Annotated in this window: 17 protein-coding genes; 7 read left to right on the forward strand and 10 right to left on the reverse strand. The window is 57.4% G+C overall.

Annotation, left to right across the window (positions count from 1 at the left end):
* Nucleotides 1-13: 13 nt before the first annotated feature.
* The 6 genes from ACQZ60_RS23880 to ACQZ60_RS23905 form a co-directional block, all read right to left on the reverse strand.
* Entirely contained in the window at nucleotides 14-316 is a 303-nt protein-coding gene (locus ACQZ60_RS23880; RefSeq protein WP_425645641.1) for a MurR/RpiR family transcriptional regulator, read from the reverse strand.
* A gap of 55 nt (nucleotides 317-371) precedes the next feature.
* Nucleotides 372-1,391: a Gfo/Idh/MocA family oxidoreductase gene (locus tag ACQZ60_RS23885; protein WP_448736282.1), complete on the reverse strand. Its 1,020-nt coding sequence runs from the start codon at nucleotides 1,389-1,391 to the stop codon at nucleotides 372-374.
* Nucleotides 1,392-1,417: 26 nt separating this feature from the next.
* Nucleotides 1,418-2,209 (reverse strand): TIM barrel protein, encoded by a 792-nt coding sequence (locus ACQZ60_RS23890; protein ID WP_031233306.1) that lies wholly within the window; start codon nucleotides 2,207-2,209, stop codon nucleotides 1,418-1,420.
* An 82-nt stretch (nucleotides 2,210-2,291) separates the two neighbouring features.
* The gene (locus tag ACQZ60_RS23895; protein ID WP_003523955.1) at nucleotides 2,292-3,080 is read right to left on the reverse strand and encodes an ATP-binding cassette domain-containing protein; all 789 of its coding nucleotides are present in this window, start codon (nucleotides 3,078-3,080) and stop codon (nucleotides 2,292-2,294) included.
* Entirely contained in the window at nucleotides 3,080-4,201 is a 1,122-nt protein-coding gene (locus ACQZ60_RS23900; RefSeq protein ID WP_031233308.1) for an ABC transporter permease, read from the reverse strand. Before ACQZ60_RS23900 ends, ACQZ60_RS23895 begins: the two co-directional genes overlap by 1 nt.
* A 127-nt stretch (nucleotides 4,202-4,328) precedes the next feature.
* The gene (locus ACQZ60_RS23905) at nucleotides 4,329-5,282 is read right to left on the reverse strand and encodes a sugar ABC transporter substrate-binding protein (protein ID WP_003523957.1); all 954 of its coding nucleotides are present in this window, start codon (nucleotides 5,280-5,282) and stop codon (nucleotides 4,329-4,331) included.
* A 181-nt stretch (nucleotides 5,283-5,463) separates the two neighbouring features.
* Between ACQZ60_RS23905 and ACQZ60_RS23910 the strand changes: the two genes are divergently transcribed.
* The gene (locus ACQZ60_RS23910; RefSeq protein WP_031233310.1) at nucleotides 5,464-6,474 is read left to right on the forward strand and encodes a LacI family DNA-binding transcriptional regulator; all 1,011 of its coding nucleotides are present in this window, start codon (nucleotides 5,464-5,466) and stop codon (nucleotides 6,472-6,474) included.
* Nucleotides 6,475-6,665: 191 nt separating this feature from the next.
* Here ACQZ60_RS23910 and ACQZ60_RS23915 read toward each other — a convergent pair whose 3' ends face one another.
* Nucleotides 6,666-7,565, reverse strand: a complete 900-nt coding sequence (locus ACQZ60_RS23915; protein WP_020808405.1) for a LysR substrate-binding domain-containing protein — start codon at nucleotides 7,563-7,565, stop codon at nucleotides 6,666-6,668.
* Between the two features lie 204 nt (nucleotides 7,566-7,769).
* On the opposite strand from ACQZ60_RS23915, the gene ACQZ60_RS23920 reads away from it, so the two are divergent.
* The 6 genes from ACQZ60_RS23920 to ACQZ60_RS23945 all read left to right on the forward strand — a co-directional run bounded on the left by ACQZ60_RS23920 (nucleotide 7,770) and on the right by ACQZ60_RS23945 (nucleotide 14,210).
* Nucleotides 7,770-8,615: a transporter substrate-binding domain-containing protein gene (locus tag ACQZ60_RS23920; RefSeq protein WP_031233311.1), complete on the forward strand. Its 846-nt coding sequence runs from the start codon at nucleotides 7,770-7,772 to the stop codon at nucleotides 8,613-8,615.
* A gap of 100 nt (nucleotides 8,616-8,715) precedes the next feature.
* Complete coding sequence (locus tag ACQZ60_RS23925) at nucleotides 8,716-9,402, forward strand: aspartate/glutamate racemase family protein (RefSeq protein ID WP_080850844.1); 687 nt, start codon at nucleotides 8,716-8,718, stop codon at nucleotides 9,400-9,402.
* A 19-nt stretch (nucleotides 9,403-9,421) separates the two neighbouring features.
* On the forward strand, nucleotides 9,422-10,081 hold the full coding sequence (locus ACQZ60_RS23930; protein WP_020808408.1) for an amino acid ABC transporter permease: 660 nt from the start codon (nucleotides 9,422-9,424) through the stop codon (nucleotides 10,079-10,081).
* Between the two features lie 19 nt (nucleotides 10,082-10,100).
* Nucleotides 10,101-10,877, forward strand: coding sequence for an amino acid ABC transporter ATP-binding protein (locus tag ACQZ60_RS23935; RefSeq protein ID WP_031233313.1), 777 nt, complete (start codon nucleotides 10,101-10,103; stop codon nucleotides 10,875-10,877).
* Between the two features lie 194 nt (nucleotides 10,878-11,071).
* On the forward strand, nucleotides 11,072-12,325 hold the full coding sequence (locus ACQZ60_RS23940) for an NAD(P)/FAD-dependent oxidoreductase (RefSeq protein WP_031233315.1): 1,254 nt from the start codon (nucleotides 11,072-11,074) through the stop codon (nucleotides 12,323-12,325).
* Nucleotides 12,326-12,455: 130 nt separating this feature from the next.
* Nucleotides 12,456-14,210 carry a thiamine pyrophosphate-binding protein gene (locus ACQZ60_RS23945; protein ID WP_020808411.1) on the forward strand — a complete coding sequence of 585 codons (1,755 nt, stop codon included), beginning with the start codon at nucleotides 12,456-12,458 and terminating at the stop codon, nucleotides 14,208-14,210.
* Between the two features lie 196 nt (nucleotides 14,211-14,406).
* Here the strand turns inward: ACQZ60_RS23945 and ydiJ are convergent, their stop codons facing one another.
* The 3 genes from ydiJ to amaB are packed head-to-tail and all read right to left on the reverse strand — an operon-like array spanning nucleotide 14,407 to nucleotide 20,243.
* A complete protein-coding gene (ydiJ, locus tag ACQZ60_RS23950; RefSeq protein ID WP_020808412.1) occupies nucleotides 14,407-17,442 on the reverse strand; it encodes a D-2-hydroxyglutarate dehydrogenase YdiJ in 3,036 nt (1,011 codons plus the stop codon).
* Nucleotides 17,443-17,465: 23 nt separating this feature from the next.
* Nucleotides 17,466-18,701 (reverse strand): pyridoxal phosphate-dependent aminotransferase, encoded by a 1,236-nt coding sequence (locus ACQZ60_RS23955; RefSeq protein ID WP_020808413.1) that lies wholly within the window; start codon nucleotides 18,699-18,701, stop codon nucleotides 17,466-17,468.
* 9 nt (nucleotides 18,702-18,710) lie between these two features.
* A complete protein-coding gene (amaB, locus tag ACQZ60_RS23960) occupies nucleotides 18,711-20,243 on the reverse strand; it encodes an L-piperidine-6-carboxylate dehydrogenase (protein WP_020808414.1) in 1,533 nt (510 codons plus the stop codon).
* Nucleotides 20,244-20,249 lie beyond the last annotated feature (6 nt).

Below are 20,249 nucleotides of genomic sequence, written 5' to 3' on the forward strand. Positions count from 1 at the left end.
CACAGGGCAAAATCTATAGAAAATTCTTTATGTTACGCCCCTTTCCTTCCGACAGTACGTGCGTGCGAAAAATCCGCCTGAATTGGCTGAACCTATCAAAGCCCAGCGAGTTGGCGACACGGACGACGGTGGATGGAGACACGGCGCATTCGCTGGCGAGGGAACCGATCGTTCCAAAGGCGACGATATGCGGACGAGCCAGAATGGTTCGCGCGACATGGTCCTGCTGCTGCGACAATCGCAAGCTCCCCGTTACGATCAGACCTTTCATGTCCTGAATGCTGGTCGGCGTTTTAAAGGTCTGCCGCGTACGCATGGAGCCTGCTCCTCGTCGATCGAAAAGCACGCCGGCAAGCCAGCGCGCATGGGGTTCAGTTCAGGGCAACCGGCTGTTTCCGGGATACCGATTGAATAGCGGCAAGGGCGACCGCCAGTGCGTTGCGTGCATCCTGGCCCGTCGGCCCTTCACTCATTGCCCCCTGACGGACGGCGGTTATGAAAGAGGCGAGTTGCGCCGTGTAACCATGGACAAAGTGATCGGTATCGCGACGCCAGGTCTCATTCGAGACGCCGCAGCCATCGAACAGCGTCATGCTTGAACGACGCACATCGCCCATCGTCACCATGCCGGCCGATCCAAAAACCTCACCGCGAATGTCATAGCCGTAGAGCGCCGAAAAATTGGCTTCCGCAACGGCTATGGAGCCGTTGTCGAAACGGATATTGACCACCGCCGTATCCAGAAAGCCTTCACCTTTTGCGTCAGGGCGGACAAGCGCATCCGCCATGGCGAAGACTTCGACGGGTCTGGCGCCGGGGTTCAGCCATAACAGCGTGTCGAAATCGTGGATGAGGGTCTCGTAGAAAATCGTCCAGAGCGGAATACGGCCAGGGTCTGCGGCGAATGGGCCGGGATCACGCGTCAGCGAGCGGATGAGCTGCGGCGCGCCGACCTTGCCGGCGTCGATCGCGGCCCGGCCTTCCGCAAAGGCCTGATCCCACCGGCGGTTAAAGCCCACCTGGAGGGAAACACCGACCGAGCGTGCCGCGGCAATCGCCCGATCGGCATCCTCCAGCGTTAGCGCCATCGGCTTTTCGCAGAAAATCGCTTTTCCCGCCTCGGCAGTCTGAACAAGAACATTGGTATGGAAACGGGCCGGCGTTGCGATGATGACGGCGTCGAGACCGGGATGTGCAAGCAATGCAGCAATGTCGGTATAGGCGGCGTCGACGCCGAGTTTTTCCGCAAGACCTGCTGCCGCACCCGGTGCGGGATCGGCAATGGCGACGAGTTCGGCATCGACCAGTCGCCGGGCGACGGTTTCACCGTGGAAAGAGCCGATGCGGCCGGCGCCGATGAGACCGACATTGACGGGTTTTATCTTGGGCATGGGGATCGTCCTATGGGTTTATGTTGTCAGATTGTGAATGCAGCGCGGAAAGCCGAGAGCGCTGCGTCGGCATCGCTGGATGCCCAGGCCTCCATGCCGACCGGCCCGGCATAGCCCATCGCTTTCAGCGCCCGGGCAATGCCGTTCCAGTTGACTTCGCCCGTACCGGGCTCGCAGCGGCCGGGCACGTCGGCAACCTGAATCTCCCCGATCCACGGCAGGGCCCTGCGGCAGAGTTCGATGAGGTTTCCTTCGCCGATCTGGGCGTGGTAAAGATCGAGATTGAGGCGCAGACGCGGGTGGTTGATGCTGGAAACCAGCGCCAGCGTATCTTCCGCGCGCGCAAACGGAACGCCGGGATGATCGACGGGAAGGTTGAGGTTCTCCAGGGTGAAAACCACATCCTCTTCTTCCGCCAGGTCAACGATACGGCAAAGCGTGTCACGCGCCTTGAGCCACATGGCGCCCGTAACCACCTCGACAGGCTGCACCGGCAGCCCGCGATCTCCAAGGCCCGTGCCATGCAGGTTCAGCCGCTGAACGCCAAGGCGTTTGCCCACCCGGGCGGTCTGGCGGGCCGTGCTGAGCAGTTCCTCCGCGCCTTCGTCATCCGTAAGCCGGCCGGTGAGATAGCCGTTCATGATGGTGAAGGTCGCACCGGTCGCTTCAAGTCTGCTGATATCATGTTCCGGCCAGTTCCACAGGCCGACACCGAAGCCCAGATCCTTGAGCCGGGAAGCGCGCCATTCGATGGGCTTGTCACGCCACAACATCTCGGCGCACGCCGCCAGTGGGAAGGAGTTCGCAGAAGCGCTCATGGGTAATACCTTGCTGATGAGTATGAGGGGTCGTGGCGCGGCGCGATCGCGCCGAACCGGATATTCGTTCGGGAATGTCTAGTCAGATGGTTCCGCCCAGCTCCTCGGAGATAGACTGCAACTCCTTGCCGCCTGCCATCAGGTTCTGCAGATCGTCGATGCCAATTTCACTCTTCGAATAGGTTCCGAGGGTCTTGCCGCGATTCAGCGCCGTGAAGCGGTTACCGACGGCATAGGCGTGGCGGACATTATGCGTGATGAAAATGACACCGAGCCCGTTATTGCGGACCTGGTTGATATATTTGAGAACCATCGAGGTCTGCGCGACGCCGAGCGCCGACGTCGGCTCATCGAGGATGAGCACCTTCGCCCCGAAATAGACAGCGCGCGCGATGGCGACGCATTGCCGTTCACCGCCCGACAGGGTGCCCACCGCCTGATCCGGCTCACGCACATCGATGCCGATCTTGCGCATCTCCTCACGCGTGACCCTGTCGGCAAAATCCATGTCCATGCTTTTGAAGGGGCCGAAACCCTTCAGAGGTTCGCGGCCCATGAAAAAGTTCCGCGTCACCGACATCAGGGGGATCATCGCAAGATCCTGATAGACAGTCGCGATGCCAGCATCGAGCGCATTCCGCGGACCGTCGAATATGCGTGGCTGACCTTCGACGAGGAATTCTCCCGATGTCGGCTTGAACACACCGGACAGGGTGTTGATGAGGGTGGATTTGCCGGCGCCATTGTCTCCGAGAAGGCAGAGAACCTCGCCGGCATTGACACTCAGCGATACACCGTTGAGCGCGATGATGGAGCCGAAATATTTGACGAGGTTCCTTACCTCGACGATTGGCGTCTGAGATGTGCTCATCAGCGTTCTCCCGTGACGCGTTTGCGGATCACATTATTGAAAATGACGGCCGTCAGCAGCATGCCGCCGAGGAACACGAGATACCAATCCTGATCTATCGACGTGTAGGTAAGACCGATCAGCACCATGCCAAAGACAATCGAGCCGAAGAACGCGCCGATCGCCGAACCGTAACCGCCTGTCAGAAGGCAGCCGCCGATGACGGCCGCGATAATGGCCTCGAATTCCTTCTGAAACCCACGGCGGGCATCCGTGGAGCCGGCATCCAGCACGGTGAGGATCGCTACGAGCGTGGCGCACATGGCCGTTATAATAAAAAGGGTGGTTTTCACGCGCGCCACTGGCACGCCCGACTTGCGCGCCGCACGCGGGTCACCGCCGGCGGCAAATATCCAGTTGCCGAAACGCGTCCGCAGAAGCATCCAGGTAGCAAGCAGGGCGATCAGGACGAACCACAGGATCTCCACCGGAATGCCGGGGACCTTCGGTGTTCCATTTGGAAATGTCTCGATGATGCCCCGGCTGCCGAGCCAGGAGAACAGGCCGGTAAAGGCGTCGCCGGAAAAAATCGGGGCAAGCGGGCTGTCGGCGGCGGCTTCCTTCATGCCGCGAAGCTGTGTCGCTCCGCCGCTTGCCCATTTGAGGCCAACCAGCGTGAGGCCACGCAGAATGAAGAGGAATGCAAGCGTGACGATGAATGAGGGAAGACCCGTTCGCATCGTGAGCTGGGCATTCGTGACGCCGATGACCACGGCAAATCCAAGCGCAATCAGGATCGCCACGCTGAGCGGAAGATTGAGAACCACCAGCGCCGTGCCAAATACGAGACCGGCAAAGGCGACCATCGATCCGATCGACAGATCAAATTCACCGCCGATCATCAATAAAGCGGCGCCGATGGCAAGAATGCCGAGCTGGGCAGCCGGGGCCATGAAATTGACCACGCCGGCCAGCGTGAACATAGCCGGATTGGCGGTGAAGAAAAAGAAGATGGTGACGAGCACCAGCCCGGCAACAGCGCCGAGTTCCGGACGACGCAGGAGAGCGGTCATCATCGAAACCTTTTTTAGCCGCTCGTCGGATCGGGTCTGGGACCCGTTCTGTTCGTTGGCCAGCGTCATGGGTTCGTTCCTCAGATTGGGTGTCAGCTTTGCGCGCAACGGCGTTCGGCCGAAAAGATCGCGCATCGAGGCAAAAGTTGCGTTCGGAGTGGTTCCCGCTTTGGCGGGAGCCACGCTTCCATCCGGCCTAGCGGATGCCCTGGGAGGATTTTTCGATGACTGCGGCGGCCGTGTCCTTCTCGACGAAGCTTGGGCCGGAGGCAACGTTGCCCGCCGGAATGGTGCCGTAACGTGCGTTCAGCGCAAGAAATGTCACAGGTAGATAACCTTGCAGGAAAGGTTGCTGATCAACCGCAAAGAGTGCCTTCCCGTCCGCGACCGCCTTCAGAAAACCCGCCGACAGATCGTAGGATGCAACCTTGACCTTGTCGCCGACACCCAGCTTTTCGACGACTGCAACCGCGCGTTCGCCGACCAGCGGCGCAGAAAGGCCGAGAACAACGTCCACCGAGGGATCTGAGGTGAGCGCCGCCTGAATCTTGGCTTCGATTTCCGCCGGGTCGGCTGTCGTCGGCAACACCGTTACCTTGCCGCCTGCAAAACCCTTTTCCGTTCCAGCGCAGCGCTGGTCCAGAGCCGCATTGCCCACCTCCTGGTTGACGCAAAGAACATGCTTCAAACCGAGAGACTTCAGCTTCTCCCCAACCTTGACACCGGCAGGCAATTCATCCTGACCGACATGCAGCCTGATGCCGAGCTTTTCCGTGGCCGAAATGCCGGAGTTCATCGAAATGACCGGAATACCCGCGGCAACTGCTTTTTCAATCGCTGGACCAAGGGCATCTGGGTCCGGATTGGAAATCACTATCCCTGCCGGGGTCTGGTTTGCAGCCGCATCGATGAGTTGACCCATCGCGACCATGTCGAAGGTCTCGGGCGCGCGATAATCGACCCGGACATTGCTGTCCTTGCCCGCCTGCATCATGCCATTTTTGACGATAGACCAGAAAGGATCGGACGCCTGACCGTGGGTGACCGCGATGATGGTCAACTGATCCTGCGCCCTGGCCGTTGCAGAGCATGACACGGCTATTCCGGCGACGAGCGCGCCATGGGCGAGTTTCCTGAGAATAGATTTCATGTGGTTCCTCCTCCTTGCACCGGCCCACTCCTCAAGCCGGCAAAATGTGAATGCTACCGGGTGCAAATATCTTGCTACCGGGTGCAAGCAGGTGCATCATAGCCGCGAATGGGTTAAAAGCAAGCGTTCATTTCATCGGAATCCAAAATGGAATGTTCGTTCCATTTCGGTTGGAGGCACTATGCGCAAGCGGGAAACTACCAGGAGAGCGACGGCGAAAGAGGTGGCGACCGCAGCAGGCGTATCGAAATGGACCGTTATCCGGGCTTTCACACCCGGTGCGTCGATCACCGAGGAAAGCAAACGGCGCGTGCTGGAATCGGCCGCTGCCCTGAATTACTCGCCAAATCTTCTTGCCCGGAGCCTTGCCACCAATCTGACTCATCAGGTCGCCGTCTTCGTCGATGATTTCGCCAATCCCCAGAAACTACCGTTTCTTGAAACACTGACGGAGCGTCTGCAGGCCGCCGGCCTCGTTGCCATGCTCATCAACATCAATAACCACTTCGATCACGTGCACGCCCTGCTGCATGCCGACCAGCGTCAGGTTGACGCCATCATTCTTTTTGGCACCGCATTTCGCGATGAAACGCTGACGGACCGCCAGCTTGGCCACGGACTGCCGCCCATGTTCGTTCTGGCACGAGATAGCCAGATCGACGGCGTGCCCGCCGTCGTATGTGACGCCGAACTGGCGCTGAGAGACATCGTCAACCATTTATACGAACGGGGATATCGAAGGCCCGGCTTCATGAGCGGCGCGACGGCGCTTTCGACGGCGCTCAGACGCCGGCAGCACTTTACAGATTCCTGGGCGGAAAAAGGCGTCGGCGAGATCGAGCTCCTGTCTGCCGAAAAATACAGCGCCGCAGCGGGAGCAGCCTCCGTCCGCGAATATCTCTCGCAAACTGCACCTTCCGAACGCGTCGACGTCCTTATGTGTGAGAACGATATCCTGGCTTTCGGCGCCATGGATGAAATTCGCGGTAACTTCGGCCTGAGAGTGCCTGAAGACATGGCTATCGTCGGCTTCGACAATTATGAACTCGGAGGTTCACCCGCATACGGTCTCACCACGTATGAACAACCTCGCCACGAAATGATCGAGGCCATCATCGGAATGATCACCGGAGCCATTGAAGCCGAAACAGTCACCTTGCCCGGTAAAATGATCGTCCGGAATTCCACGTGACAACAAAAAAACTCCCGGCGCGTTTGCTCCGGGAGTTTTGGATGTTTGGTTGCAGGCGCCTGAGTCCACAGAGACTTGTGAATTCGCAGCGAGGGCTCAGATATACAGTCGCTCTAATGAATTGCGGTCGGAAACGGCAAACTAACCATGCAAAAAATAATCCCATCGGAGGCAGAACTCAGCAAATCGGCTTATTGATCTGCGTGTTTTCGGGATTGCCTGATCAGCCAATCCCTGAACAACACGACATTGGGGTTGTTCGCTTTTCTTTCCGGGTAAACGACATAATAGGAATCGTCGGAATGCGTGGCATCACCGAAAGGCATGTGCAATAAGCCATTTTCAAGTTCGTGCTCGATGTAAAATGTTGGTACGACAGCGACGCCAAGTCCGTTTACGGCTGCATTGATGATCGTCTCATAGTGAGAAAATCTTATTCCCTGAATGCGTCCGCTATAGGATAGTCCGGCAAAACGCAGCCAATTCAGCCAGAGGCTGGGCCGGCCGGCATTTTGGATCATCGGGAAATTCGAAAATTCGAGTGGTTCAAGTTTCTCACCCAATGGGATAAGGCTCGGTGCGGCCACAACAGCAAGTTTCTCAGGGAAGAGTTCAATTGCACGGGCATGGAGCCACGTACCAGCCCCCCGCAATACCGCAATGTCCAAACGTGTCGTTTCGAAGTCGGTCGCGGGCGTTGCTAACGTGAACTCCAAGGGTATGTCCGGAAATGCCGAAATGAAAGTATAAAGCCGTTGAGGCAACCAACGAGATGCAAAAGTTGGATGCGTTCCCACCATCAAGGAGGAATCAACACTACGGCCACGGACCGCATCGATAGAGATTTCTTCAAGCCGGTCCAGCGTGAAAGCAAGATCGCGATAGTAGTTGGCTCCAACTTCTGTCAGCACCAAACGTGGGCCTGAACGGTGAAAAAGGGTAGTCCCCAGAAAATCCTCCAGATTACGAATCTGCCGACTGATCCCGCTCTGCGTGAGACCGAGATCATCAGCGGCGCGCGTGAAGTTCATATATCGGGCCGCAGCTTCGAAGGCATGCAGCGCCGAAAGTGATGGAAGATACCGCCTCATTGCCCAAACCCCTCATCATGACTAAAACTCATGCAAGGCGGATTATTCGATGTTTTGTTTTAAATGCAAGATCGTCAAGACTGACTCATCCGGCGAACGTGCCTGTAACCCGAAGGGAAAAGGCAATTGCCGAGACTGCGACGCGGATAACTGGGAACCCGCAGAAGCAAGAGTACCGTCAAATAATGTAAAAAAGGGGATGACATGAACAGACGTAATTTTGGAAGCCTCCTTGGACTCGCCGGCGCGGGCGCGGTTGCAACCGCTCTTGCTACACCTGCAGTCGCTCAGGCACCCGCTGCTGGTTCGACATTTGAACGCATACGCAGCAGCAAGAAACTGCGTGTCGCCGGGATCGTTGGAACCGAACCATATTATCATAAGGATATCGCGACTGGTGAGTGGTCTGGCTTTTGTATGAGCATGGCCCGCGATCTCGCGAAGTCGCTCGAGGCTGAAGTCGAAATCAGCGAAACCACCTGGGGCAATGCGGTTCTCGATCTTCAAGCCAACAAGATCGACATCATGTTTGGCCTTAGCCCCACACCGTCACGTGCACTGGTGGTCGAATTCACCCGTCCGATCATGCAGAATACCTTCACCATCATCGCCAAGCCGGGCCTTGAACCGAAGACCTGGGAAGAGCTGAACAAGCCGGAGGTCCGCATTGCGGTCGATATCGGATCGACACACGATCTTTTCGCCCGTCGCGTTCTGCCAAAGGCAACACTCGTCGCGCTGAAGACTCCCGACGAGGCAACGCTCTCGGTTCAGACCGGTCGCGCTGACGCTGTCATCCAGGTCGCAATGCTGTCACTGGTAACTGTCAAGAAGAACGCGAATGTCGGCAAAATCGTTGTCCCCGGACCAATCGTGCGTCAACCGACCTGTGCTGGCGTTCGTGCAGAGGACAGCTCACGATTCCGGACTTTTGTAGACAACTGGCTTGAATTCAATCGCTCTTCCGGCGTGGTGACGAGCTGGATTACCTCAAGTCTCGATCTGGTCGGCGTCCAGAAAGAGGATATTCCGGCCGATATTCAGTTCTGATGATCGGGTGTGGACAGGGTCACCCGTGATCCTGTCCCTGTTTCCAACAGGAGCTACCGTTGCGTGACGCACGGCGGCCATTGTATTTTTCGGTGAAACCATGGCCAGCTCGCTTGGTATCATGATGCTTGACACGACGTTTGAGCGTCCTTTGGGTGACGTGGGTAACGCTGGCAGCTGGCCGTTCCCCGTCGTCTACAAAACTGTCAATGGCGCAAGCGCCAGAACGATCGTCAATGGCGAAGACGATGCGGTTTTGCTCGATGCCTTTGTGGCTGCCGGTGAAGAGCTGGCGAGAGAAGGCGCCTGTGCATTGACGACATCATGCGGTTTTCTGGTGCTGCGGCAAAGCGCACTCGCAAGCCGCCTCACGCTTCCTGTTGCAACGTCCAGCCTGCTGCAAATTCCGCAGATCACCGCCTTTCTTCCCGCTGGAAAGAAAGTCGGAGTGATTACATATGATTTCAACTCTCTGACGGACCGTCATTTCCGGGAAGCGGGCGTCATGGATGTCCCTCCGGTTGCCGGACTGCCCAAAGGCGGAGCGCTTCACCAGTTGATCGAGGGCGACAAGCCCTATGACCGCGAGGCCCTCAGCAACGAGTTATTGCAGACCGTTCAGGATCTCGTCGACAAGCAGCCTTCCATCGGCGCGCTCGTATTTGAATGCACGAACTTGCCGCCTTTTTCAGCGGAGATATCGAAGCGTTTTGGCCTTCCGGTGTTCGATATCCTCACACTTGGCCGGTGGCTTCATGCAGGAGCCTCGATTGGTGAAGCGCGATAAATAAAAAAGTGGGAACGATATGCAATATCAATGGGATTTCAGTTTTCTCATACAGTACCAGAGCCTGATCTGGACGGGTGTACTTTATACAATCGGGTTTACGATTGGCACTGCGGTTTCAGGCTTGATTGTCGGTTGTCTGGTCGCCCTTGCTCGCCTCTCAAACGTAAAAATCCTCGGCGCGCTTATCACGGGCTTCATCGAGATATTCCGTTGTACGCCGGTCCTGGTCCAGCTTGTGTGGTGCTATTATGCGTTGCCGATCCTGACCGGAATAGAATTGTCTCCGGGTTCGGCAGCCTTCATCACGTTGACGCTTTACGGCGCATCATTTTTCGGCGAAATCATCCGCGGAGGCATCATTTCGGTTGATCTTGGCCAATGGGACGCGGGACGCGCACTCGGCATGAGGCGACATCAGCTCATGGCGCGCGTGGTTTTACCCCAGGCATTTCGCCGCATGATCCCGCCCTTGATGAACCAGACAGTTCTACAGCTGAAAAACACTTCGCTTCTGTCGGTTCTGGCCGTTCCGGATCTGCTTTACCAGGGCCAGTTGATCACGTCCGCAAGTTATCGGCCGCTGGAAACCTACACGATGATCGCAGTCATCTATTTCATCCTCCTTTTCCCGCTGACACGCTTCGCTCACAGGCTTGAAGCGCGTGCAGGCCGCTGATCACGAAAGGCTTATCATCATGTCAGAACACAATATGATCGAGCTTTCCGGCGTGAAAAAATCCTTCGGCGACTTCGAGGTCCTGAAGGACATCACGCTGAACGTGAAGAAAGGAAACGTCGTTGCACTCATTGGCCCCAGCGGCTCAGGAAAATCGACGTTGCTGCGAAGCGTCAATCTGCTGACGGTTCCGGAGCAGGGCTTCATTCGCGTGGGTGATCAGGCAATTGACTTTTCCAGCACGCGGAAGCTGCCCGGGGACAAGGCGCTTGCCGCCTTCCGCGCAAGGACAGGGATGGTTTTCCAGAGCTTCAATCTTTTCCCGCACATGAACGTCGAGCAAAATGTGATGGAAGGGCCGATCACGGTTCTGCGAAAATCCAAAGCCGAGGCGCGGGAGATCGCCCGCGGACTGCTGGAAAAGGTAGGGCTCGCCGATAAGTCAACGGCTCCCCCCGACAGTTTGTCCGGTGGACAGAAGCAACGCGTCGCAATCGCTCGGGCATTGGCGATGAAGCCTGAAGTCATGCTGTTCGATGAAGCGACCTCGGCGCTCGACCCCGAGTTGGTGGGAGAGGTTCTATCCGTCATCCGCTCTCTTGCCGCCGAAGGCATGACGATGCTGCTGGTCACGCATGAAATGGCATTTGCCCGCGACGTGGCGGACCGTGTCGTCTTCATGCGTGATGGATGTGTCGTTGAGGAAGGCGAGGCGCGCCAGGTGATCGACAATCCCGTTCAACCGGCGACGCGATCCTTCCTGAGCCATTTCCATAATGGTCTTGGTCCGAACTGATTGTGCCGACCGCCCCTCCTGCCGGGTCCTGGTTGGTACGTAAACTGAAAAACAGGTCATCCCGGTTCTGCCCCGGGGTCCATTAAAGTGATCGACAAGCGATGAACCCAACTCCCGCGTCACAGCAGGAGACGAATTTTTGCGCCCATCGATCAGCAATCGTCTAACCGTTGTAATGCTCGGGAATGATAGACATGCACGTAATCGTAATTGGCGCAGGCATAGTGGGTGCAAGTACGGCGCTGGAATTAATCCGTGACGGCCATCAAGTTACAATTCTGGAAGCCGGCGAGCCGGGCGGGCGTCAGAGCGCCAGCTATGGACACGGCTGCTGGATCAGCCCTGCGTCGGTCGTACCCATGTCGATGCCGGGTCTGTGGAGACAGATTCCGAGCTATTTGTTGAATCCCAAAGGCCCACTCGTCATCCGTTGGCGGCATATTCTCAAGCTCCTGCCATGGCTGGTGAGATTTCTCATCGCAGGCTCGACGGTCGCGCGGGTCGAAAAAACCGCGCATGCGCTGGCAACCCTCCTTGGAGACAGCCCGCAACGACACCTCAAACTGGCTGAAGAACTGGGCCTCAGCCATCTCATTCGTCAGGAAGGCCTGCTGTATGCTTATCCGGGCAGACAGGATTTCGAGGCGGAGAAATTATCATGGCATCTGCGCTCCATGACAGGCTTGCGCTGGAAAGAACTGGATGCTGGGCAACTGCACGCACGGGAACCACAGCTTTCCCATCGCTACAACTTCGGGGTTCTGGCGGAAGATGGCGCCCATTGCGTCGATCCCGGCGCTTACGTTGCAGCGATCGTTTCGACCGCAATCGCCCGTGGGGCCACTCTTATGAAAGCGCAAGCCAACGGTTTCGTTTTTGACGATAACAGTCTGATTGCAGTCGAGACGGATAACGGCCGCCTCAACTGCGACAGGGCCGTGATCGCATCCGGTGTCTGGTCCAAAGCCCTCGCACGCGAGGCTGGCGACCGTATCCCGCTCGAAGCCGAGAGGGGCTATCATGGCGTTGTTGTTTCCGAGGAGAACGGGCCTTCGCATCCAGTCATGCCAAGCGACGGCAAGATGGCGAATACGCCGACCTCGAAAGGTCTGCGCCTCTCCGGACAAGTCGAACTGGCATCGGTGGAGACTCCCCCCAACTGGAAGCGCGTCGACATTCTGATCGAGCACGCCATTGCCACATACGATCACTTGACTCCACGCACGGAGATGAAGCTGGACCGCTGGATGGGCCATCGCCCGTCCACACCGGACGGTTTGCCGGTCATTGGCACGTCCTCCCGCTCGAATAACGTTTTCTACGCCTTTGGACACGGACATGTCGGCTTTGCATCCGGTCCGATCACTGGCCGGATCGTCGCAGACATGGTTAGCGGCAAAACACCCACCTCTGGTATCGAGGCGTTTTCGCCAAGGCGTTTCGCCTGAGTGAGGCCGGCTCATGAAAGTTGGGAGAACATCCCATCATGCTTCCCGCAGCATGGGCCGGTCACAGTGATCATCCTCAAAACCACTGTCAGGTTGTGATTGAATTTTAAAGTAACGAAAGGAGACCGTCGTGCGCGGCGCAGATATTCTGGTGGACATGCTGATCGGATATGGGGTCGAAGTGATATTCGGCGTACCGGGGGACACCAACGTTCCTTTTTATGAGGCCTTGCAGGAGCGAGAAGACAGGATTCGCCACGTTATGGCACGCGACGAACGCTCTGCCGGTTACATGGCGGATGCCTATGGGCGCTTTACCAGCAAGCCCGGCGTCTTCGAGTGCCCATCGGGCGCAGGCGCCATGTATTCACTGCCTCCGGTAGCTGAATCGAACTCCTCCTCGGTTCCGGTCATTCTGCTGACGATCGACATTCCCCTCCCCGGTGAAGGCCGTGGCGTCTTGACCGAGCTGGATTGCGCTCGCCTGTTCGATCCGATCACCAAAATGTCAGTGCAAGTGAAATCGGCGGAAAAATTGCCGGAAATCATTCGTCGTGCATTCCGCGTTGCGTGCTCTGGCAAGCCAGGTGCGGTCCATCTCCAGATTCCAGAGGACATGCTTATCGCTGAGGTGGATCCGGCACGTGTATCGCTTCACGTCGAGGCCGAATGCAGGCAGTTCCCTGCATATCCTACGCTTCCGCCTCAGGACAAGTTGGATGCCGTGATGTCGATGCTGACGAGCAGCAAGAAGCCGTTGATCGTTTCGGGTGGTGGCGTCAACCGCTCTTGCGCCGGACCGGAGGTGACGGAGCTGGCTGAACGGCTGAATATTCCGGTCTGCACCACGATGACGGGCCAAGGTACAATGCCTGACGATCATCGGCTGGCGGTCGGCGTTATTGGCGACAACGGATTTCATCCACATGCCAACTGGTCTCTGGAACATGCCGATTTCGTCCTTTTTGTAGGATCAAGGATGGGCTCGGTCGTTACCATTGGCTGGACCTTCCCGAAAATTACGCTCAACAAGCGTGTGGCCCAGATCGATATCGATCACGAGATTATGGCCAACAACTACGAGAATGTGCTGTCGGTTCAGGGCGACGCCCGCCTGGTCCTTCAACGCCTCATTGAAATGGCACCTGCTGATAATGATGCGGCCCGGACACAGGAATGGGTCGATGAATTGAACGACTTGCGCGCTAACTTCTGGGAAAATGCCGAGAAGCTTTTAAGCTCTGAAGCCGCCCCGTTGCGACCCGAACGCGCAGTTCGATGCTTCAACGAAGCGCTCGAAGCTTACGGCAAACCGGCTCATATTTATTCTGACGCCGGAACGCCAACGCCGCATATGACACGTTTTCTGAAGTTGAAAGATCGCAGAATCCGCTTCGCGATACCACGCGCTTTCGGCGGATTGGGTTCTGCGCTGCCCGCTACGGTTGGTGCGTGGTTTGCCAACAAGGATCGCCGACCTATCGGCATGTTCGGCGATGGGTCATTCGGGATGACGGTCGGCGAACTGGAAACACTCGTTCGCCTTCAGGTTCCGGCCATTCTCCTGCTGTTCAACAACGGCACCTTCGGCTGGATCAAGGGGCTGCACCGGCTGAAGGGACATAACCAGTGCTTCGGCGTGGATTTCATGCCACCGCGTGGGCAGGCAATTGCGGAAGCATTTGACGTCAAGGCCTGGACCGCCACCAATTCGAAAGAGCTCGACAGGGCGCTCGCTGAAGCCTTTGCCTACACATCCGGCCCATGCCTGATCGACATTCACGTTGAATCAATTGCCGATCGCGTACCGCCGGTCTATTCGTGGCTGACCAAGCGCGGTAAAGACCCGCTGAGCATCGAGGCCGAGGAAGTTCGTTACTTTTGAGCGAATAACAATAATGGAGCGTCAGCTTTTCGCTAGCGCTCTATCAAGGTGATGTATTCACGGTCAAAGAATGGTCGAGGACAAGCTCGCGCCTTACGCCCTTCCCACATCAATCTGTGCACAACACCTCAAGAAAAACCGAAACGCCCGGATGAGCGCATCCGGGCGTTTCGCGTTACAGTTCGTCAGCCCAACTTTATTGGTCGGTCAGACGGTCTATGACTTCAAGCGGGTGTGGCAGGAATTTCCCGTCTATTGCCTTCGCCTGCGAACGACAGGAATAGCCAGTGGCCATAACCACGTTATCCCCGTTTGCCTTCGCTACGGGCGCGGCCCAACTCATGTCATAGAGTTTTTCCGAGGTGGCGCGGTTGCGAGCCTCATGACCAAACGTTCCCGCCATGCCGCAGCAACCGGCATTGACGATATCCAGCCTCACGCCTAGCCGTTCGAACACCTGTTTCCAATGACCAGCCGATGCCGGAACGTTGCTGCGCTCCGTACAGTGGAGCAGCAGCCCAAAGCTGGCATGTTTTATTGGCGATATGCTGGCGGAAAGCCGCTCCGACTGCGTGGCCAGCCACTCCTGTGGCAGCAGGACGGTCGCTTTCAATGGCGCATCAGACAGAGATTTGTATTCGCTGCGAAATGTCAGGGTCATCGAGGGATCAAGCCCCACAAGGGGCACGCCAAAATCGGCAATGGACTGGAGACTATGGGCCGTGCGCGCTGCCGCCGCCTCGAAACGCCGCAGATACCCATGCACATGCAGCGCCTTGCCATTGACATGCGGCTCGGCCAGAAGAGGCACCAGCCCTATTTTGCGGGCCAGCCTGATAGCGGCAAGTGCTACAGCCGGTTCGAATGAGGCGGTAAACGCATCGGTTACGAAGACCACCGCCCTTTCACGCTCGGATTGCGTCATCTTTCGGATGTTTTCAATGGTTGCTATGGTGGCACCAAGCTTGCGCGCATGGTCGGCAAGAGAAACAGCAGGCAGCAATGGCAATGCCGTCAACCCGGCAACACGCATCAGCCTGCGACCCGGTCCTGTTCCTGCAAGGAGATTATAGAGTGGCCTTGCCCGCCTCATGAGCGGCAATGTGGTCTCGATAGCGGCAACCAGCGGGTCTTTCAGCGGGCGCAGATAACGACCGTAATACATCTCCAGAAATCTAGCGCGGAAAGCAGGAACACTCACTTTGACAGGACATTGACCTGCACAGGCTTTGCAAGCCAGGCAATTGTCCATCGCCTCTCGAACTTCATGGGAAAAGTCGTACCTGTTTGCCGGATCGAGCGAGTTCAGCACCCGACGACACAGCGCCAACAGACGTTTGCGCCCGATACGCAGCGCCTCCGCCTCGTTGCGTGCGTCCCTTCCATTTTCTGCAAGCAGCCGCAACCATTCACGCATCAGCATCGCCCGGCCTTTGGGCGAATAGCGTCTGTCGCGTGTAGCCTTGTAGGAAGGACACATCGGACTGGTTTCATCGAAATCAAAACAGGCACCATTCCCGTTGCAATAGGCGGCATTGTCGAAGGCGGAACGAATGTCGTTACCGATGATCCTGTCAACTCCCCCTCTCAGTGGCACCTCGTCAATTTTCAGCAGGGACTTTGAAGCCGGAGCCGCGATCTTGCCCGGATTTAGACGATAATCGGGGTCAAAGACCTGTTTTATACGCTGCAAATCCGGGTAAAGATCCTGAAAAAACTCCGGCACATATTCCGAGCGCACGCCCTTGCCGTGCTCTCCCCATAATACGCCACCATATTTGCGGGTCAGCGCCACCACCGCATCACTGATATGACGGACCATAGGTGTGTGGTCATCACGGCTGAGGTCGAGTGCCGGGCGTACATGCAGAACGCCCGCATCCACATGACCGAACATGCCATAGGACACACCTGCATCATCAAGCAAAGCGCGAAACTCACGAATGTATTCCGCAAGGTTCTGCGGGGGTACAGCGGTATCTTCCACAAAGGCCACTGGCCTCACCGGCCCTTCGACATTGCCCAAAAGGCCAACAGCACGCTTACGCATGGCCCATATTGCTTCCGCATCGTGATGTCCACGGGCAATGGTGTATCCACGGTGACTGCTATCTGCGTCTAGCGCTGCGATCACCTGCGCCAGATGACGCTTCAACTCATCCTCGTCGTCGGCAAGCAGTTCGACAATATTGATACCGTTGGCTGAACCGGCTGTATCGTCCGGAAAGAAACGGGCGATGCCGTTCCAGACAATATCGCCCTTCGCCAGACCCAAAACCTTCTCATCAACTGTCTCGACGGAGGCGACTTTAAGTGCCGTCAACGCACGTGCGTGTTCCAGCGCGGTGTTGAAATCGCCATAGCGGATATTTACCAGCGCCACATGGCCAGGAATGGGAAGCAGGTTGAGTTCCGCCTCGCCGATCATCGCCAACGTACCTTCCGAGCCGCACAAAATAGCGTTGAGGTCGAAATCACCGTTATCACGCCGCACATGAGCGAGGTCGTAGCCGGTCATATAGCGATTGAGATCGGGAAAAATCTCGCGGATACGATCTGCCTTTTCACGGGTAATCTTCTCGACCGTGCGGTAAATTTCTCCTGTAAGGTCACTCCGGGCCATGGCCTCATTCAACGCCGCGCTGTCCAGCGGGCGTGACCACAGGTCCGAGCCATCCATCAGCAAAACGCGTAGGCCAAATACGTGGCCGGAAGTCTTGCCATAAAGGCATGAACCCTGACCGCAGGCGTCGGTGGAAATCATGCCACCGATCGTTGCGCGGTTCGATGTTGAAAGCTCAGGCGCAAAAAACAGGCCATAAGACTTGAGTGCGCGGTTCAACTGATCCTTGACCACGCCCGCCTCGACACGGGCCATCCGGCGGACCGGATCGATTTCGAGGATACGGCACATGTGCCGGGAGCAATCGACAACTATGCCGGTTGTCAGCGACTGGCCGTTGGTGCCGGTGCCTCCGCCACGCGGAACAATGACGACTTTCCGAAATGCAGGCTCCGATAAAACCCTTGTAATTGTCTTCAGATCATCGGTATCTTGTGGAAAAAGCACCCCGGCAGGTTCCATCTGATAGATGGAATTGTCGGTAGCGAGAACGATGCGCGAGGCCGCGCGTGTCTCGATGTCGCCCCTGAACCCAGCCTCGATGAGACGCTCAAAAAAACCGGGTGACAGGCATGGTTCTCCGCAAGATGACTTCAGACGGGGGATCATCGGCTTTTAAATCCCATGCCTGATCAATCTTGCAGGGCAGCACATGCCCGCGCGATGCGGTCAAGCGCCTCTGTCAGTTCCGCCTCTGAGGTCGCGTAGGAAATCCGGAAGAACGGCGAAAGACCGAATGCCGAGCCGGGAACCACCGCCACATGGACCTCTTCCAACAGATAATCCGTGAAGTCGTGATCGGCCTCTATCCGTTTGCCCTTCGGTGTTACCTTGCCGATGACACCCGCACAGCCAGAAAACGCGTAAAAAGCTCCCTCCGGCGTGCGGCACTCCAACCCCTCGATAGTGTTTAGACGTGACACGACGAGATCGCGGCGGCGGCGGAAACTTGCCTGCCTTTCCTTCAAGAATTCCTGAGGGCCGTTAAGCGCTTCGACAGACGCCGCCTGTCCAATGGACGAAGGGCATGATGTCGCCTGACTTTGGATAACGGCCATGGCCTTTATCAGCGCCTTCGGGCCACCGGCATAACCGATCCGCCAGCCGGTCATGGCATAGGCTTTCGATACGCCATTTATCGTCAACGTCCGTTCCTTCAGGCGCGGCTCCATCGCCACCGGCGTCACGAAGCGGAAATCGTCGTAAACGATGTGCTCATACATGTCATCGACCATCAGCCAGACATGCGGGTGGCGCAAAAGCACATCGAGCAATGGCCGGTAATCGGCTTCGCTATAGGCTGCACCCGAGGGATTGGAAGGCGAGTTGAGAAGTACCCAGCGGGTTTTAGGCGTAATCACCCTCTCAAGCTGCTCTGCCTGCAAACGGAACCCAGCGCTTGCATCGCAGGGGATCAGGACGGAGGTGCCGCCGCAAATTTCGACGATATCGGAATAAGATGTCCAATAGGGCGTAGGGATAATCACCTCGTCGCCCTTATCGAGCGTCGCCATGAAGGCATTGAAGAGTATCTGTTTGGCCCCCGTCCCTACCGTCACCTCGTCAACAGCGTAGTCAACGTGGTTTTCACGGCTGAATTTCGCAACGATCGCCTTTTTTAGAGCCGGCGTTCCGTCAAGTGCCGTGTATTTCGTCTCGCCCGCATCGATGGCTGCCTTGGCGGCATCCTTGATACTCTGCGGCGTATCGAAATCCGGCTCGCCGGCACCGAGCACGATGACCGGGTGCCCATCGCGCTTCATCGCCGCAGCCCTTGCACCGATCTGAAGAATTTTCGAAACGCCGACCGAGGCGATCCGCGAGGCGGGTCTGAAGCCCGCCTCCACTATGGCGGTGGAAATTGTCATGAGCACACCTCAGTCGATATCGAACGAAACGCCCTGCGCGAGCGGCAGTGATTTCGAATAGTTGATGGTGTTGGTGGCGCGGCGCATGTAAGCCTTCCACGAGTCCGAGCCGGATTCACGTCCGCCCCCGGTTTCCTTTTCGCCGCCGAAGGCTCCGCCGATCTCCGCCCCCGATGTGCCAATATTGACGTTGGCGATACCACAATCTGAACCATCGGCCGCAAGGAAGCGTTCCGCTTCGCGCATGTCGAGCGTGAAGATCGATGACGAAAGACCGGCGCCAACGGCATTATGGTCTTCGATCACCGCATCGAGATCGCTATATTTCATGACATAGAGGATCGGTGCGAAAGTTTCTTCCAATACCGGGCCTTCGTGTTGCGGCATTTCGACCAGCGCAGGCTTGACATAAAATGCCTCCGCGGAATCGCAATCGACGCGCTCGCCACCATGAACCACGCCGCCATGCTGGCGGGCCTCGGCCAATGCCTTCCGCATTCCATCAAACGCCAGCCGGTCGATCAGCGGACCGACAAGGGCAGAACCATTCAGCGGATTACCGACAGAAACACTGCCATAAGCCCTTTTCAGACGCGGAACGAGCTGGTCGTAGACGCTTTCATGTACGAACAGGCGGCGAAGCGTGGTGCAACGCTGACCGGCCGTGCCCATGGCACCAAAAGCGATGGCCCGTAGCGCCATGTCGAGGTCGGCGGAGGGGCAGACGATACCGCCATTGTTGCCGCCAAGCTCCAGAATGGCGCGGGCAAAGCGCGCCGCCAGACGCGGACCGACAGCCCGCCCCATACGCGTGGAGCCGGTGGCGGAAACCAGTGGCACCCTGGGGTGATCCACGAGGATTTCACCGATTTCGCGATCACCAATCAGCACTTGGGAAAGACCCTCCGGCGCGTCGCCGAAACGGCTGATCGCCCGCTCCAGCACCGCATGCGCCGCAAGCGCGGTCAGCGGAGTTTTTTCCGAGGGCTTCCATACGACGCTGTTACCGCAGACGATGGCCAGCGCCGCGTTCCACGCCCAGACGGCGACCGGGAAATTGAAAGCCGAAATAATGCCGATAACACCAAGCGGATGCCAGGTTTCCATCATACGGTGACCGGGGCGCTCGGTGGCAATCGTCAGGCCATAAAGCTGACGGGACAGCCCGACGGCGAAATCGCAGATATCGATCATTTCCTGCACTTCGCCAAGGCCCTCAGAGGGGATTTTCCCGGCTTCGATGGAAACGAGGCGACCGAGATCGGCCTTGGCGGCACGTAGTTCCTCGCCCAGCAGACGGATCAGTTCGCCGCGCCGTGGGGCCGGGACCAACCGCCATTGGCGGAATGCTTCATCAGCCGTGTCGATTGCCGTCGCCGCTTTGGCCGGCGTTACGGTTTTCAGCTGACCTGTTTTCTCGCCGGTTACCGGCGAAAACGAATCCATGTCGCCTGCGGTGTACAGCGACTTTTCGACACCAAGGCGTTCGAGAATGGCGGCGGCTTCTGCTGCAACGGATGTGGATTTCACGGTGATGTTCATGGTTCA

The organism is Agrobacterium sp. 22-223-1, from assembly GCF_053522385.1.

Bases quoted from the DNA above. Each gene is read 5' to 3' on its own strand.
- ACQZ60_RS23885 (WP_448736282.1), bottom strand. From the start codon at position 1,391: ATGCCCAAGATAAAACCCGTCAATGTCGGTCTCATCGGCGCCGGCCGC.
- ACQZ60_RS23895 (WP_003523955.1), bottom strand. From the start codon at position 3,080: ATGAGCACATCTCAGACGCCAATCGTCGAGGTAAGGAACCTCGTCAAA.
- ACQZ60_RS23930 (WP_020808408.1), top strand. From the start codon at position 9,422: ATGCAATATCAATGGGATTTCAGTTTTCTCATACAGTACCAGAGCCTG.
- ACQZ60_RS23905 (WP_003523957.1), bottom strand. From the start codon at position 5,282: ATGAAATCTATTCTCAGGAAACTCGCCCATGGCGCGCTCGTCGCCGGA.
- amaB (WP_020808414.1), bottom strand. From the start codon at position 20,243: ATGAACATCACCGTGAAATCCACATCCGTTGCAGCAGAAGCCGCCGCC.
- ACQZ60_RS23920 (WP_031233311.1), top strand. From the start codon at position 7,770: ATGAACAGACGTAATTTTGGAAGCCTCCTTGGACTCGCCGGCGCGGGC.
- ACQZ60_RS23880 (WP_425645641.1), bottom strand. From the start codon at position 316: ATGCGTACGCGGCAGACCTTTAAAACGCCGACCAGCATTCAGGACATG.
- ACQZ60_RS23940 (WP_031233315.1), top strand. From the start codon at position 11,072: ATGCACGTAATCGTAATTGGCGCAGGCATAGTGGGTGCAAGTACGGCG.
- ACQZ60_RS23900 (WP_031233308.1), bottom strand. From the start codon at position 4,201: ATGACGCTGGCCAACGAACAGAACGGGTCCCAGACCCGATCCGACGAG.
- ACQZ60_RS23910 (WP_031233310.1), top strand. From the start codon at position 5,464: ATGCGCAAGCGGGAAACTACCAGGAGAGCGACGGCGAAAGAGGTGGCG.
- ACQZ60_RS23935 (WP_031233313.1), top strand. From the start codon at position 10,101: ATGTCAGAACACAATATGATCGAGCTTTCCGGCGTGAAAAAATCCTTC.
- ACQZ60_RS23925 (WP_080850844.1), top strand. From the start codon at position 8,716: ATGGCCAGCTCGCTTGGTATCATGATGCTTGACACGACGTTTGAGCGT.
- ACQZ60_RS23890 (WP_031233306.1), bottom strand. From the start codon at position 2,209: ATGAGCGCTTCTGCGAACTCCTTCCCACTGGCGGCGTGCGCCGAGATG.
- ACQZ60_RS23915 (WP_020808405.1), bottom strand. From the start codon at position 7,565: ATGAGGCGGTATCTTCCATCACTTTCGGCGCTGCATGCCTTCGAAGCT.
- ydiJ (WP_020808412.1), bottom strand. From the start codon at position 17,442: ATGATCCCCCGTCTGAAGTCATCTTGCGGAGAACCATGCCTGTCACCC.
- ACQZ60_RS23955 (WP_020808413.1), bottom strand. From the start codon at position 18,701: ATGACAATTTCCACCGCCATAGTGGAGGCGGGCTTCAGACCCGCCTCG.